General features: G+C 68.0%; 15 protein-coding genes. 4 read left to right on the forward strand and 11 right to left on the reverse strand.

Going from position 1 to position 14,943, the window contains the following annotated elements; translation table 11 throughout:
* Window positions 1-40 precede the first annotated feature (40 nt).
* The 3 genes from D0T12_RS29275 to D0T12_RS29285 all read right to left on the reverse strand — a co-directional run bounded on the left by D0T12_RS29275 (window position 41) and on the right by D0T12_RS29285 (window position 3,020).
* A complete protein-coding gene (locus D0T12_RS29275) occupies window positions 41-649 on the reverse strand; it encodes a hemerythrin domain-containing protein (RefSeq protein WP_117403627.1) in 609 nt (202 codons plus the stop codon).
* Window positions 650-706: 57 nt separating this feature from the next.
* Window positions 707-1,672 carry a DUF2637 domain-containing protein gene (locus tag D0T12_RS29280; RefSeq protein ID WP_117403629.1) on the reverse strand — a complete coding sequence of 322 codons (966 nt, stop codon included), beginning with the start codon at window positions 1,670-1,672 and terminating at the stop codon, window positions 707-709.
* Between the two features lie 94 nt (window positions 1,673-1,766).
* Window positions 1,767-3,020, reverse strand: a complete 1,254-nt coding sequence (locus D0T12_RS29285) for an NAD(P)/FAD-dependent oxidoreductase (protein ID WP_117403630.1) — start codon at window positions 3,018-3,020, stop codon at window positions 1,767-1,769.
* Between the two features lie 119 nt (window positions 3,021-3,139).
* On the opposite strand from D0T12_RS29285, the gene D0T12_RS29290 reads away from it, so the two are divergent.
* Window positions 3,140-4,621: a PucR family transcriptional regulator gene (locus D0T12_RS29290; RefSeq protein WP_199487772.1), complete on the forward strand. Its 1,482-nt coding sequence runs from the start codon at window positions 3,140-3,142 to the stop codon at window positions 4,619-4,621.
* Here D0T12_RS29290 and D0T12_RS29295 read toward each other — a convergent pair.
* The 5 genes from D0T12_RS29295 to D0T12_RS29315 all read right to left on the reverse strand — a co-directional run bounded on the left by D0T12_RS29295 (window position 4,605) and on the right by D0T12_RS29315 (window position 8,236).
* On the reverse strand, window positions 4,605-5,363 hold the full coding sequence (locus D0T12_RS29295) for a class I SAM-dependent methyltransferase (RefSeq protein WP_117403641.1): 759 nt from the start codon (window positions 5,361-5,363) through the stop codon (window positions 4,605-4,607). The genes D0T12_RS29290 and D0T12_RS29295 overlap by 17 nt on opposite strands.
* Window positions 5,360-6,025, reverse strand: a complete 666-nt coding sequence (locus D0T12_RS29300; RefSeq protein WP_117403643.1) for an alpha/beta fold hydrolase — start codon at window positions 6,023-6,025, stop codon at window positions 5,360-5,362. Before D0T12_RS29300 ends, D0T12_RS29295 begins: the two co-directional genes overlap by 4 nt.
* Before the next feature lie 29 nt (window positions 6,026-6,054).
* Complete coding sequence (locus D0T12_RS29305) at window positions 6,055-6,642, reverse strand: PIN domain-containing protein (RefSeq protein ID WP_117403645.1); 588 nt, start codon at window positions 6,640-6,642, stop codon at window positions 6,055-6,057.
* 2 nt (window positions 6,643-6,644) lie between these two features.
* Window positions 6,645-7,100, reverse strand: coding sequence for a helix-turn-helix domain-containing protein (locus tag D0T12_RS29310; protein WP_117403647.1), 456 nt, complete (start codon window positions 7,098-7,100; stop codon window positions 6,645-6,647).
* A gap of 749 nt (window positions 7,101-7,849) precedes the next feature.
* The gene (locus D0T12_RS29315; protein ID WP_117403649.1) at window positions 7,850-8,236 is read right to left on the reverse strand and encodes a tautomerase family protein; all 387 of its coding nucleotides are present in this window, start codon (window positions 8,234-8,236) and stop codon (window positions 7,850-7,852) included.
* A gap of 66 nt (window positions 8,237-8,302) precedes the next feature.
* Between D0T12_RS29315 and D0T12_RS29320 the strand changes: the two genes are divergently transcribed.
* Window positions 8,303-8,767 carry a MarR family winged helix-turn-helix transcriptional regulator gene (locus D0T12_RS29320; protein WP_199487773.1) on the forward strand — a complete coding sequence of 155 codons (465 nt, stop codon included), beginning with the start codon at window positions 8,303-8,305 and terminating at the stop codon, window positions 8,765-8,767.
* Between the two features lie 401 nt (window positions 8,768-9,168).
* Here D0T12_RS29320 and D0T12_RS29325 read toward each other — a convergent pair whose 3' ends face one another.
* From D0T12_RS29325 to D0T12_RS29335, 3 genes are all read right to left on the reverse strand, one after another.
* Entirely contained in the window at window positions 9,169-10,350 is a 1,182-nt protein-coding gene (locus D0T12_RS29325; protein ID WP_233526349.1) for an XRE family transcriptional regulator, read from the reverse strand.
* Between the two features lie 237 nt (window positions 10,351-10,587).
* A complete protein-coding gene (locus D0T12_RS29330; RefSeq protein ID WP_117403655.1) occupies window positions 10,588-11,886 on the reverse strand; it encodes an XRE family transcriptional regulator in 1,299 nt (432 codons plus the stop codon).
* A gap of 117 nt (window positions 11,887-12,003) precedes the next feature.
* Window positions 12,004-13,194 (reverse strand): XRE family transcriptional regulator, encoded by a 1,191-nt coding sequence (locus tag D0T12_RS29335; RefSeq protein ID WP_233526350.1) that lies wholly within the window; start codon window positions 13,192-13,194, stop codon window positions 12,004-12,006.
* Between the two features lie 265 nt (window positions 13,195-13,459).
* On the opposite strand from D0T12_RS29335, the gene D0T12_RS29340 reads away from it, so the two are divergent.
* Complete coding sequence (locus D0T12_RS29340) at window positions 13,460-13,960, forward strand: ATP-binding protein (RefSeq protein WP_117403656.1); 501 nt, start codon at window positions 13,460-13,462, stop codon at window positions 13,958-13,960.
* Window positions 13,961-14,094: 134 nt separating this feature from the next.
* Window positions 14,095-14,931 carry a dimethylargininase gene (gene ddaH / locus D0T12_RS29345; RefSeq protein WP_117403657.1) on the forward strand — a complete coding sequence of 279 codons (837 nt, stop codon included), beginning with the start codon at window positions 14,095-14,097 and terminating at the stop codon, window positions 14,929-14,931.
* The last annotated feature ends 12 nt before the right edge of the window (window positions 14,932-14,943 follow it).

Here is a 14,943-nt window from a genome sequence, read left to right on the forward strand (position 1 = left end):
TCCGGCGCCCCCGTCCGCCGCCGGGGCGGTCGTCACCGGTTCACGGCGTGTTCCACCTGTTGAGGGCCTCGTAGGCGGGACGCCATTCGTTCTCGAAGGCGGCGCGGGCGGGCGGTGGAAGGGGAGCCAGCGCCGCCGCGACGGTGGCGGGCGCGGCGCCGTCCAGCATCCACGGCAGGATGCGCGACGCGTCAGGGCCGATCTTGGTGGCGTGGGCCTGCCCGAAACGCGCCAGTTGTTCGGCGGTGACGACCTCGTCCATCAGCGGCAGCGCCTTGTCCTCCTCGTGCCTGAGATGGGCGGTGAGCCCCTCGGTCAGGGCACCGACGAGGTCGCCGAGCGGTTCGTTCCCCGTGTCGATCGCCTCGATCACCGGGTCGATGGCGGCATGCTCGGCCTCCATCGCGTCCAGAAGCGCCAGGTCGTCGGGGCGTCCGGCCAGCGCGTCACGCATCACCGGCCACAGTGTCTCGTCCTCGGCGGTGTGGTGGGCGTGCAGCGCCTTGGTGAACAGTTCCCAGCCCGGGGCGCCCGCCAGGATGCGGCGGGGGTCGTCGTCCTCGCGGGCGGCGAGCTTCGCGAGGTGTTCCAGTTCCCTCCTCAGCGCGTTGTGCATCGCGTACATCAAGGTCCAGTCGTGATTGGGCATGTTCGTTTCCCCTTCGTCACACCACTGACGAAGCGGCGGAGGGAAACGTGACCCCTGTCAGGGCGTCGAGGTGGTCGAGGGCCGTGCGGAGGAGTCCGGGGCGGGACGCGCGAGCCGGCTCAGCAGCCGCTGCCCCTGGCGGGCGCTGATGTCGAGGCGCCGTCCGAGTTCGGCACCGGTGATGCCGGGCTCGGCGTCGAGGAGCGCGAGCGCCCGCGCCTCGTTGTCGGTGGCGACGCTGCGGGGCACCCGCGGCGCCTTCGGCCCGGCCTTCTTCTGTGGGGCCTTCTTCGGCGGCGGTTCCGGGACGCGCGGTTCCGGGACGGTCGGTTCGGGCGCGGTGAGTTCGGTGACGCGGGTGAGGGCCTGGTCGAGCATGACTCCGTCGCGGAGCATCCAGACCACGTCCGCCGGGGCCTTGGCCTTCCACTTGCGGCCGTAGTGCGCGCCCAGGAGGGCCAGGGCGTGACGGCGGCGCTGCTCGGCGACCAGCGCCTGCGGGTAGGACGTGATCTGCCACAGCACCATGCGCCGCCACAGCCGGAACGTGGACAGCGGCGCCAGCATCCACCGGGTGGCGGGAATCCCTTCCCGGACGGTGCCCGCCGCGATGCCCGCGCGCCGCCGGATCGCGTGCCGGACGGCCTCGATGAACGTCACGAACAGCACGGGCATCGCCGCGTGCATCACCATGCCGGTGGCGTCGCCGTGCGCGGCCGACACGTTGAGCCAGACCGTCGCGCCGGTGAACGCCATCGCCATCCACCGCAGCGCGGGCATCGGCATGGCGAGCCATTCCAGCAGCAACGCCACCGACACCAGCGCGAGGATGCCGAGGTCGACCCCGGCCGGGACGATCCACGCCTGGTCGCCGAACCACGGCTCGGCCACGTCCCGGACGGAGGCGAACGACCCGTAGCCGCCCAGTCCGGCGAGCCCGGCGAAGAACACGCCGCCGACCCCGGCGAGGATCTTCTGCGCCCGGGTCAGCGGAACGACGGCCGTCGGCGTCTCGCTGGTCATGCACGTGACCGTAGCGCGCCGACGCCCCCGTCCGGACGAAACAGCCGAAACCCCTCAAAACACCCAGGTCAGGGGCCTTCGCGACCGCCCGCGATCAGCGCAGCGGGTCGAACGGGGCGAGTTCCACCGGACGGCGCCCGGTGGCGATCATCTCCGCGAGGAGGTTCCCGGTGGCGGGGCCGAGGGTCATCCCCCACATGCCGTGCCCGCCGCCGACGAAGACGTTCGGCGACCGGGTCGCGCCGATCAGCGGCAGCCCGTCCCGCGTGCACGGACGCGACCCGACCCACTCGTCGCGCCGGTCGTCCATGTCGGCGCCGCGCAGCAGCGGACGGGCCGCCTCGACGATCGCGTCGATCCGGCGCGGGTCGAGCGGCGCCTCCGGGTCGCGGAACTCCATCATCCCGGCGACGCGAAGCCGGTCCCCGAGGGGCGTGCACGCCACCTTCTGGGCGGGGAAGTAGATCGGGCCGTCCGGAACGCGTTCCATCGGCACGCTGAAGCTGTATCCGCGGCCGGCCTGCACGAGCGCCCGCACCCCGAACCTCCTGGCGAGCCCGCCGAGCCACACACCGCTGGCGATCACGACGGTGTCGAACGTCTCGACACCGTTGCCCGGCAGGCGCAGCGCGACACCGCCCGGCACGTCCCGCAGGTCGGTGACGGGCACGCCCGTCCGGATCTTGCCGCCGCGGTCGAGGACGGAGTCGGCCAGCGCGTGGACGAACCGCCCAGGGTCGATGAACCGCTGCCCGCGCAGCAGGATCGCCGCGCCGATCTCGTCCGACAGCGCGGGCGCCAACCGCCGCGCCTCGTCGCCGCCGAGGACCTCGAACTCGATGTCCTGGCCCGCCGCGCGGATGTGCTCGACCTCGTCCAGGAGGAATCGGCGCTCCCGCTCCGTCCGGTACGCGGCGATGAAGGACCCGGCGCCGCGCGTCTCGGCCTGGACGCCGCCGTCGATCAGCGCGTCGAAGCTCGGCAGCGCCCGCCCGTTGATCGGCACGAGCGACTCCATGGACCGCCGCCACCGGGCCGCCGTGCTGTTGCGCGCGAACCCCGCCAGGAACCTGATCAGCCGCAGGCTCGCGGTCGGTGGGACGTAGACGGGCGACGCGGGGCTGAGCACCGCCTTCACGCCGTAGGACAAGACCGCGGGCTCCGGCAGCGGCGTCGCCAGCCCCGGCGTCAGCCAGCCCGCGTTGCCCCAGGACGCGCCCGCCGCCACGTCGGCGCGGTCGAACACGGTGACGTCGGCGCCCCGCTCCTGTAGGAACCACGCCGTGGACAGCCCGACCATGCCCGCGCCCACCACGGCGACCCGGCGCGGATCGGCGCTGGTAGCCATGACATCCCCCTCCTCATCCACGATGCCACTTCCGATGATGGACCTGCCCGCCCTCACCGCCCCTGTCCATTTCCCCCAACTCGACCGGGTCGCATAGTGTGAAACGCACAATGATCACGGTGTCGGATTTCGTGGAGTCGCTGGGCCCCGGCCTGCTCCGGCTGGTCGCCCCGGGACGTGACACGCAGGTGCACGACGTCGTCCTGGCCGAGGAGACCGCCGGACGCCCCGGCGAGATCGTCCTCGGCGCCGGGACGACGGACGCCGTGGCCCTCCTCGAACGGGCCGACGCCGCCGGGGCCGCCGGGGTCGTCCTGAAGGCGCCCCTGCCCGGCGAGGCCGTCACCGCCGCCCACCGCCTGCGCCCGGCGCTCGTCGAACTCCAGCCGGAGACGTCCTGGACGCACGTGATCTGGCTGGCACGCGCCGCCATCGACCACGCCCACGCGCCTCCAGGCCCTTCGGGCGACGACCTGTTCGCGCTGGCCGACACCGCCGCCGAGATCGCCGACGCACCGGTCACCCTGGAGGACGCGCGCTCCCGCGTCCTCGCCTACTCCGGCCTCCAGGGCACCACCGACCCGGCCCGGGTCTCCACCATCGTCGGACGCCGCGTCCCGCCGCAGGTCATCGCCCACCTCCGGGCCTGCGGGGTGTTCCGCAGGATGGCGCGTTCCAGCGACCCGATCATGGTCCCCGCCGGTCCGGACGGCATGTTCCCCCGCCTGGTCGTCCCGGTGCGCGCCGGAGGCGAGTGGCTCGGCTCGATCTGGGCGGTGGCGAAGACACCGATCCCCCCGGACCGCGTAGACCGCCTCACCGACCTGGCGTCCGTCATCGCCCTGCACCTGCTGCGCCTGCGCGCGGAGACCGGCGTGGCCCGGCGCGTGTCGGCCGACCGGCTCCGCGCGGCCCTCCGGGACGGTACGACACCCGTCCCGGCTCGTCCGCCATGGCGTGTCGTGACGTTGGGCGGCGAGTCCGGCGACATCCGCCGCCGCCTCGACCTGTGGGAGGCGATCACCCACCGTTTCGGCTGGCACCGCCCACTCCTCACCGACCTCGACGACACGCTGTTCGCCGTCCTCACCGATCTGCCGGGCCGCGACCCCGGCACGATGCCGTGGCTTCACGACGTCGTCGCCCGCGTCCGCGCCCACGACCGGGACCTGTACGCCGCCGTGGGCGGCCCCGCTTCAACGCTCGCCGACCTGCCCCGCTCCCGCGCCGAGTCCGCCGAACTGGCCGCCCTCCAGTCGTCCGGCCGCCTGCCTCTCGGTCTGGTCTCCCTGGACGACGCCTGGCCGACCGTCACCGTCGAACGCGCCCGCAAGGCCACCGGCACCCACCTGCTCGGCGGCCCGCTCCCCGCCCTCCAGGCTCATGACAGGAAACACCAGACGGCGTTCCTCCCCACCCTCGCCGCCTGGCTCGACCACTACGGCGACACCAAGGCCACCGCGCAAGCACTGGACGTCCACCCCAACACACTCCGCCACCGCCTGAAGCGAATGACCGAGGTGACTCCCCTCGACCTCACATCACGCGAAACCCGCCTGGCCCTCCGCCTCCAACTGACCACGCTCAACGGCGAGCGGTAACAACCCAGGCCCGAGAACCAAGCCACACACCGTCATCCCCCAGATATGCGCCCAGCGTCTCCCTCAGCCGCCCGACCGCCTGCTCCGCAGCACCAGGCTCCAACCCGTCCAGCACACTCCTAGTTGTGCTGAACCCACGAACCCACTCCAACGCGACGTCGACGTTCGGACCGTAGTAGACCGGCTCCTCAACATCCGTCAACGCGACATCGCTGAACCCTGCGGCCCCCAGAGTCCCCTCCAAGACCTCCGGTTCACCGAGCGAGAACGCATCGGGCACACCAGACCCCGCAGACACACCGAGAGCTCGCTGGACGGCGACGGCCCACTCATTGCGTTCACGGGACTGCCAGACGATCATCGCCAGCCGTCCGCCCGGACGCAGCGCCCTCCGGATATTGGTGAAGGCCGCCACGGGATCCCCGAAGAACATCACCCCGAACCGACTGATCACCAGGTCGAACCGCTCCACGGGCAGGTCAACCTGCGCATCCGCGCACGCGAAGTCGACGTTCCCGATCCCTTCCCTCCGCGCGATCTCCCGAGCACGCTCAATGGCCCCCTCCGAGACATCGACCCCGTATGCACTCCCCGCCGACGCCGCCCGCGCGGCTTCCCGAGTCGTCTGCCCCGTCCCACACCCGATGTCGAGCACATGGTCACGCGGCCCCACCCCCGCCGCCCGCCGCAGCACCTCGTTGTGCCGCCACAGTTCATCGTCGAACCCGATGCCGCCGGTCATCGAACCAACCCTTGCTCGGCCGCATAGGCCTCAAGACGGTCCGCCAACTCACTTGGACGACTCAACGCGGCACAGTGCCCGCCGTCCATTTCGTCCGGCACGATGCCAAGCCGCTCCTCCGCGACCCGCCGCAGAAACGCCGGAGTAAACACCCGGTCATCACGAAAGAGCAAGACCCGGGTCGGGACGTCCGGCCAGGCTTGAAGCGGCGACGGCTCCCCCATCCGGGCCACGGACTGGTCGGGCGCCCGCCTCATCGCCTCGGCGGCCAGCTCCGGCGGAACGTCCTGATAGAACAGCGCGACCGTGTCTTCATAAGATGACTGCTCCTCCTCATACCGGGTGTTCGCCCAATAATCATTCGGCGCCTCCCCCGGCACAGGAATCATGGGCGCGGTCAGTACGAGCAGCCTGGCCCCCACCCGCTCACAAACAAGCGGCCCGGTGAGCCCACCGAACGAATGCGCCACCACAACGAGATCACGCAGCTCCCCGACCGCCCCCACCACGGCATCGACATACTCGGGCAACCCGGCGGAGTCGTCATCACAGGGAAGATCCGGCGAAACGACCTCATGCCCCCGCGCCCGCAGCTCGGCCTCCACCAGATGCCAGTACCACCCGACATCCCCAGCCCCATGAACCAACACAAACCCCGCCACACGTCCCCCTTCGCGAATGCCGACCAGAGCTAACGATCAACACCGTCCCAGGAATGATCCTGCCGCCCACTCCGCAGCGCGGCAACGGACTCAACGAGCCCCGCCCGCTCCAACGCACTGAGAACATCGTCGACCGTCTCCGGCGGGTTCATGCGGGAGTCGACGATCTGCTGGACGCAGGCCCAAACGACACGGTCGTCAAGCGTGATCTGGTCGAGCACGAAGTCATCCGGTGACTTCGCCTCCAGATTCCAGACCTCCATGTCCGCCGCGGGGAAGTCTCGCAAGTTGGACGTGACGATGACCTGAGCACCCACCTTGATCGCGGCTGCGAGAACGTGGCGGTCACCCGGGTCCGGCAGTTTCAACCCCTCCATCAAGGGCTCGTACCCCTCGACCAGGCAGTCGCGGACGGCAGCGTTCATGAGCCCACGCAAGCGCGCGAGTCTCTCCGGCGGTATACCAGGATGGTCCGCGGCGAGGTTGCCGAACATCTCGTCCAGGATCGCGTGAGTCCACTTCGCCTGTACCAGATCCGCCTGAGCTAAGCGGATGAGCAGGTCCCTCAGCGTGTTCCCGTACAGGACGTTGGCGTCGTAGATGACGACGAATGCCATGGTCAGAACCCGAGTTCCTGCCCGAGGGCGGCGAGCTCATCGGCGGCTTCCCGTCGCTGTAGATCATCGCGGCGCTTGTACTCCAGGACGGCCTCCACGGTGATGCGGCGATGCCGACCCACCATGCGGTACGGGATCGCTCCCGACTCCAGCAGCCCGATCAAGAAGGGACGGGAAACGTTAAGTAGGTCCGCCGCCTGCTGGGTGGTCAACTCGGCACGGGAGGGGATGACCGATATGCCCCTCCCCTCGGCCGCCTGGGTCAGGATGTAGGCGAGCATGCTCACCGCGTCCCGGGGCAGGATCAAGGGATCGTCCACGCCCAACTCGCCGGCGACCCGGACCGTCTCCTCGTCCGGATGCCGCATGAGGTAGTCCTTGATGCGCCGGACCGCCCGCTCGGCCGCCTCGGCGTCTATCGCTCCCGGCTCGATCGACCTCACCTGGACACTGGTCATGGCTCCTCCCTCTTACCGCAGTATACGCAACAATCGAAATAAACGCAACGCGCTGAGGCTTCGGCGGAACACCCTCCAAGATCGACAAAAGCTTCGGCCCCACCGCGGACCTCGGGGTGCTGAGGGCCGCGGTGGGGCCGGGGCGGGGGGCGGTCAGTACATGAGGCCTTGGTTGACGGCCTGGCGTCCTACGTGGACGGTGCCGCGCCCGCCGGTCGAGTCGTGGTGGGCCGTCGTAACGTTCCACCGGGACACCGGCGACGCTCGCAAAATTCTGCGCACGGCGATTCTCCAATCCACGCTTCGACTACCTACGCCAACCACAATCAGCAAACACAAGAACGCACGCCATGTGCATGCGGCGTCACACAAGCTCGCCGCGGATACCGCGACAATAGAAGGATAGGCGAGCAAAACGCCTCGTTCCACAAGGACTGAGGGTCAGATGTTCAATGTGGATTTCGAGGGGTACAGAAACTCCCCCGCGCCCGATCACGGCGCTGGCGCACCTCAGTGCACAGCCACGTTCAACGAGCAGGCTTCCGAACGACGCATCAGCCACCGCTCACAGCCCCCCACCGCCGGATCGGAAGCCCCATAAAGTTGAATCGTCTACTTTCAAGCCCGGGAAGACCACACGAGTACGCGGTGTCGGCGGCACCGGTTCTCCGCGATTACGCGGCCTACACGAACACCCCCGCTCACAGTTTCAATTTCTCTGCACGACGGGAGAAGTTTGCCGATCGATTTTATGAAGTAACCACGACTCCGCCGACGCCCGAGCGTCCGGGCCGGGTGCCCACGAATTCGATGGTCACGCCACTGCGGACGCGTTCTCCGAGGACGGCGGCGATGGCGTCGGTGACTCCGGCGACGAGGCGGGCGATGATCTCGTCGGCGTCGGGTCGGCTGAACGCACCCTCCTTGATGCCGAACGTCACGCTCGGCGAGGGCGCCTCCGCCGAAAGGCCGCCGATGCCCCACCTGCCACGCGGCAGGCCGATCAACTGCACGACGGCGATGCTCCGTGCCCACTCCCCGTAGACGGCGACGACCGCATCGGTCAGCTTCTCGATCAGCGCGGCCTCACGTCCGACCAGGTCGCTCTCCAATGCGTGAACGGTGAGATGGGGCATACCATCCTCCAACAGGTTTACAAACAAATTAGCTTTGAGAATAAAGCTATGAGGAGGGTGCGCGAGATGTCAACGCCTGACCCCACCGAGGAGGCGGTGAGGGAATTGCTTCTGGTGATGCCAAGGCTGGTCGGCAGGGTCAAACGCCTGCCGGTGCCGGAGCAGTTGCGGTCGTTGGAGCTGGCCCCACGGCACTTGTCGATGCTGTCGCTGCTCCTGCTCGACGGTCCGCTCACCGTCTCCGAACTCGCCAGGATGTTGAGTGTGGCGCCGACCACGGTGAGCCTCATCGTGAGCGAGTTGAGCCGCAAGGGGGTCCTGGTGAGGCGGGAGGACGACGCCGACCGCCGCAGACGCATCGTCGACATCAGCCCCGAGAGCCGTCCCGCCATCACCCAGTGGCTGTCCCCCGGCGCCCAGGCCTGGCGGCACGCCCTCACACCACTGAGCCCGGCCGAACAACGAACCTTCGTCGACACCCTTCTCAGGTACGAGGAGGCCGTCAGTGGCAGCGATCGGACGTCCCAATGACGCCCCAACTCACGATGCTCGGCCCCTTCACAGGCCTTTGGCGAGGTCGCCCGCGACGCGCAGATCGTAGAGTGTCCGCGCCGCCTGGCTCTCGTCGGCGTACCACTCCGGCACCGGCGTCAGAGCCTCACTACGGGCCCGCGTCCACTACTCCATCGACCAGGCCGCCGCTTCCTCTGCCGTCGACAAGGTGGCGCCCATCAGACGCGCGTTCTTCTGGAGCCATGCCCGCACCATGGACGGCGTGATGTCGGCCTGGTCATCGTGACGGAGCTTGTCGTCCGCTCAGTCCTTGCCGTTGCCACGCCACGAGTAGCAGTGCCAGTGGAGTCCCTTCACCTTCCAGACGTCGGGCTCCCTGGCATACATAGCGTCGAAGTCACACGGCGGGACGTTCACGTTCACAGGCCCGAGGGGGCGGACGTGAGTGCACGCAGCTCGCGGGCCTCCGGGAGTGGCCGCGCCCACTCGGGGAGGCGGTGGAGGATCTGCCTGGTCATGTGTCGTCGGCGGGCGCTTACCGGAGTTTCTTGGAGGATCTCACGGGTCTGGTCGAGGCCTGTGTCGATGTCGCCGCTGTTGATCGTGCCCATCGCGCGGATGATCGTGAGGTTGGCGACCGGGCCGAGGGTGCCCGGCGGGTAGAGGGCGACGGCCTCATCAAGGGCCCGGTTCGCCCGCTTGTCCTTGATGAGGGTGTAGACGTACGCCTCGTTCCACCGTTGCCGCGCTTCGCTCCATCCGAAGATGGCCGGGTCGCCTGTCACGGCGTCGGGCAGGCGGTCGAACAGCTTGGAGAGGTCGTCCATCGCTTGGCGTGCGGTTGCTTTGTCTCCTTGCTCTGCGGCGACGCTTGCCCGCGCGGAATAGGCCCGGGGTAGGCCACCGCAGGGTGCGCCGTCTGCGACGTGCACGGCTTCGGCTGTCCGAGCGGCGATCTCCTGCCGTGGCAGGCCGTACCAGAACCCCTCCTCCGCCTCACGTGCCCGCGTCCACACCCTGAGGTCGCGATCCCCCGACGCGTCGGCGGCTCGACGGGCCGTCCCCCAGGCCATGCGCGCACCTCTGCGCTCGCCGATGTCACCCAGTTCGACGGCCAGTAGAGCCGACAGGCTGGCACTAACTCGCAGGAGGTCGCCCCGATGAGCTTTGTCTCGTTTCAGGAGTTCCCCGACGCCGAAGAGGTCGGAGGTCAGATCGTTGATCAGTGAACCTATTGGCTGCTGATTGATCAGCAAGCCGTACTCGCGGACCGCGAGTTCCCATTCGCCCACGTCGACGGGCTGATCGAGAACGCCATCGATACTGGAGAGGATCTCTTCGATGGCGGTCGCGGAGATGGCCGTTCCGGCGCCCATGGCGGCGAGGAGTTGGAGTGCGGTGCGTCGTTTCACGTCGTCCCCTTCGTCGGGGATGGGGCTGTGTTGTACGGTACCCGGCGGTTGATCGGTCGATTCCTCCCCGAAGAGATCCTTTTCGTCCATTTCGAAGGCCGTGGCGTAGGCCGAGCCCCAGTCGGCGGGGAAGACCAGGCCTTTCTCATGGCGGTTGATCTGGCGGTAGAGGCTTTTGACCTGGCTCATATCGGGATCGTCTATGCCAACCGCGGCATAGAGACGGCGGGCCGTCTTGAACGGGCCCCATCCGCGGGAGCGGCGTTCGGCCTCGATTCGTACGGCCCATTGAGGGCGTGGCTGGTCTGACATGGGGATCAGCGCCCTTCGACAGGGGGTGGGACATCCCTTCCAGGCCAGCATTGTCGCCTTTCCCGGTCCGTGTGCGCACGGTTTCACTGAGTTAAGAGCATGATTTCCGTCCGCTCATACCCGAGAAGAAGTGAGTGTGCGTAGTTCGCGGGCCTCCGGGAGGGGGCGGGCCCACTCGGGGAGGCGATGGAGGATCTGCGTGGTCATGTGTCGTCGGCAGGGACTGATCGGTATGTCTTGCAGGATCACGCGGGTCTGGTCGAGACCTGTGTCGATGTCGCCGTTGTTGATCGCACCCATCGCCCGAATGATCATGAGGTTGGCGACCGGACCTAGGGTGCCCGGCGGATAAAGGTCGATGGCATCGTCGAGGGCACGGTTCGCCCGCTTGTCTCCGATGAGGGTGTAGACGTACGCCTCGTTCCAGCGGAGGCGCGCTTCGCTCCATCCGAAGGTGACCGGGTCGCCCGTTACGGAGTCGGGCAGGCCGTCGAACAGCCTGGAGAGGTCGTCCATCGCCTTACGGGCGGTCGCCTTGTCTCCTTGCTCTGCGGCGACGCTTGCGCGCACGGAATAGGCCCGGGGTAGGCCACCGCAGGGTGCGCCGTCTGCGATGTGCATTGCCTCGGCTGTCCGAGCGGTGATCTCCTGGCGCGGCAGGCCGTACCAGAACCCCTCCTCCGCCTCACGTGCCCGCGTCCACACCTTGAGGTCGCGATCCCCTGACGCGTCGGCGGCTCGACGGGCCGTCCGCCATGCCATGCGGGCGCCTCTACGCTCACCGATGTCGCCGAGTTCGATGGCCAATAGGGCCGACAGCCCAGCACTGATTCGCAGGTGGTCGGCCCGATGAGCCTTGTCTCGTTCGAGAAGCTCTCCGACACCGAAGATGTCGGCAACCAGATCGTTGATCAGTGAGCCCACCGGCTGCTGGTTGATCAGGAAGCCGTACTCGCGTACCGCGAGTTCCCATTCGGCCACGTCGACGGGCTGATCGAGAACGCGGTCGACGCTGGAGAGAATCTCATCGAGGACGCCCGGAGGAATCGCCGTTCCAGCGGCCAGGGCGGCGAGAAGTTGGAGTGCGGTGCGTCGTTTCACGTCGTCCCCTTCGTCGGGGATGGGGCCGTGGTGTACGGTACCCGCCGGTTGATCGGTCGATTCCTCCCCAAAGAGGTCCTTTTCCTCCATTTCGAAGATCGTGGCGTAGGCCGAGCCCCAGTCGGCGGGGAAGACCAGGCCTTTCTCGTGGCGGTTGATCTGGCGGTAGAGGCTTTTGACCTGGCTCATATCGGGATCGTCTATGCCAACTGCGGCATAGAGACGGCGGGCCGTCTTGAACGGGCCCCATCCGCGGGAGCGGCGTTCGGCCTCGATGCGCTCGGCCCAGTGGGGGCGTGGCTGGTCGGTCATGGGGGGATCAGCGCCCTTCGACGAGGTCAGGCGAAGTCACTTGGCAACCAGCATTGTCATCTTTCTCGGTCCGTGTGCGCACGGTTTCACTGAGTCAGGAGCGCGAGTTTCGCTCGCTCATACCCGAGAAGGCGTGAGTGTGCGTAGTTTCTGTGCCGCTGGAAGCGCACGGGCATCTTCGGGGAGGGCGCTCAGCACGTTCTTGGCCAGTGTTCCGGTGCCAGCGGCCAAGAAGTCGGGGCGCTCCTGGAGGGTCGTGACCGCCTGTTGCAGTCCCAGATCGACCTGACGTGACCGCACCAGAGCTTCGGCTTGCATCAGGGCCAGGTTCTTGATCGGCACTATGGAGCTCGACGGGTAGAGCGTGATCGTCTCATCGAGTACTGCGGCTGCACGGGAGTCCCCGGTGCGTGTCAGAACGTACGACTCCGCCCACCTCAGCTGACTCTCACGATATGCCAGGACGGTTTGCGAGCCGTCAGTCTCCGGGAGTCGCATCATCGTTTCTTTGATCTTGTTCAGCGAGTTGAGCGCCTCGCCGTGGTCCCCTCGATCTGCTGCCAAATATGTACGCGCTGCATGGGCCCTGGCCAGTCCGGCGGACGGCGTGCCCTTGGCGATGGCGATGGCTTCGTCGGCCAGGTCGGCCACGACTTCGCGAGGCCGTCCGGCCCAGTACGCATCCTGTGCCGCCCTGCCACGCGTCCACACCTGAAGTTCGTGGTCGCCTGACGCGTCGGCGGCGCGGCGAGCAGTGCCCCAGGCGATCCGAGCGGGACGATCTTCGCCTGCGTCGCCCAGTTCGATCGCCAGCAGGCCAGAGAGCCCGGCGCTGATTCGCAGCAGCCGAGCCTGCTCGAAGGGCGCCCGCGTTCGGTCGAGCAGCCGCCCGACCGCAATGATGTCGGCCGTCAGATCTCCGGCCATCGAACCGGTCGGTCGGAGTCGAGACACGAGCTGCTGACCGTACTCGTGGACGGTGCGTTCCCACTCGTCCACATCAACGGTGTCTCCAGCGGCTCGGTCGATGCTGGAGAGCACCTCTTCGAGGGCGCCCGGGGGGATCGCCGTCCCGGCACCTAGAGCGGCGAGAAGCTGAAGTGCGGCGCGGCGTTTCACATCGTCCCCTTCGCCGGGGATAGGACCGTGTTGTACGGTACCCGCCGGTTGATCGGTCGATTCCTCCCCAAAGAGATCCTTCTCCTCCATTTCGAAGACCGTGGCGTAGGCCGAGCCCCAGTCGGCAGGGAAGACCAGGCCTTTCTCGTGGCGGTTGATCTGGCGATAGAGGTTCTTGACCTGACTCATATCGGGATCGTCTATACCAACTGCGGCATAGAGACGGCGTGCCGTCTTGAACGGGCCCCACCCACGAGCGCGGCGTTCGGCCTCGATACGTACGGCCCATTGGGGGCGTGGTTGGTCGGACATGGGAAACAGCGCCCTTCGACGGGGGTGGGACGTCCCTTCCAGACCAGCATTGTCATCTTTCTCGGTCCGTGTGCGCACGGTTTCACTGAGTTAGGAGCGTGATTTTCGGTCGCTCGAACCCGAGAAGAGGAGAGGTCAGAACATGGACATGCCTACGGTCATCGTGCCGAAGCTCGGCGGCATCACTCGTGCGAGCCGGGGGGCGAGGACGTTCGGGTGGCGGTTGGACGAGCGGTCGGTGGGGGCCGCTCGGCGGGTCGTGCGGGAGACGCTGACCGCGTGGGGGCTCGTCGAGGGGGACATCTACACGGCGGTGCTGCTTACCTCCGAGGTCGTCACCAACGCCGTGCGTCATGCGCGGGCGGAGCTTCTGGACGGGGTGGTGTGGGTCCGGGTGTGTGTGACGGACGGGCGGCTCCGCGTGGACGTGACCGACCCGGAGCCCGGGTTCCCTCGGCATCTGGTGGCGGCCGACACCGACGAAGGGCACCGGGGCATGGCCGTGGTCGCCGGGTACGCGGACCGCTGGGGTTGGCACCCCGCGCCAGACGGCGGCAAGACCGTGTGGTGGATGCAGGTCCTGGAGGCGGGCGATGAGGCGGGCGGGCTGCCGATTTTCAGGTGCGTCTTGAAGGAGCGGTGACAGACGCAACAAAGCGGCTGTGCCAGGCCTGAAAACGCAACGAATGGCCAGGACGACGCAAGGTTGGCGCATTGGATCGCCGGTCTCGGGTTCTTAGGCTTTTCGAGCGGTCGAACTAGCCCCTGGAGATGCGCATGAGCGTTCTGCCGGTGACGGAACCGGGTGCCGTGCGGACGGCGTTGCGGCGGCGGTATCTGATGTGCCGTCCCGAACACTTCGCCGTCACCTACGCGATCAACCCGTGGATGGACCCCGCGGCGGGTGCCGATGCCGGAAAGGCCGTCGAACAGTGGGAGGCGCTGCGGGCGGCGTATCTGGCGCTCGGCCATGAGGTGAGTCTGATCGATCCGATCGAGGGGCTGCCGGACATGGTGTTCGCGGCGAACGGCGCCCTGGTCGTCGGCGGGCGGGCCTACGGGGCACGGTTCGCGCATCCGGAGCGGTATGCCGAGGGTCCCGCGTATGCCAAGTGGTTGCGGCAGAACGGGGTCTCGGAGGTGCTGGACGCGGAGTACACGAACGAGGGTGAGGGCGATTTCCTCACGCTCGATCACGTGATCCTTGCGGGGACGGGATTCCGGACGGAAGTCGCGGCCCATCAGGAGGCGCAGGAGTTCCTCGGGCGTCCTGTCGTGACGCTCCGTCTTGTCGATCCGCGCTTCTATCACCTGGACACGGCCTTGTTCCCCCTCGGTGGCGGGAACGTGGCGTACTACCCGGGTGCGTTTTCGCCGGGGAGTCGGGCAGTGCTGGAACGGTTGTTTCCGGACGCGATCCTGGCAGGTGAACAGGACGCGGCGGTGCTCGGTCTCAACGCCGTGTGCGATGGCCGCAACGTCGTCATCAACGCCGAGGCCGTCGGGTTGACGGCGACGTTGCGGCGCCACGGATACGAGCCCGTCCCTGTGGACATGTCGGAACTGCGGAAGGCGGGCGGCGGGCCGAAGTGCTGTACGTTGGAGCTCCGTTGACGATCTTCAGCG

Origin of the sequence: Actinomadura spongiicola, assembly GCF_003432485.1 — a bacterium.
Lineage (GTDB): Bacteria > Actinomycetota > Actinomycetes > Streptosporangiales > Streptosporangiaceae > Spirillospora > Spirillospora spongiicola.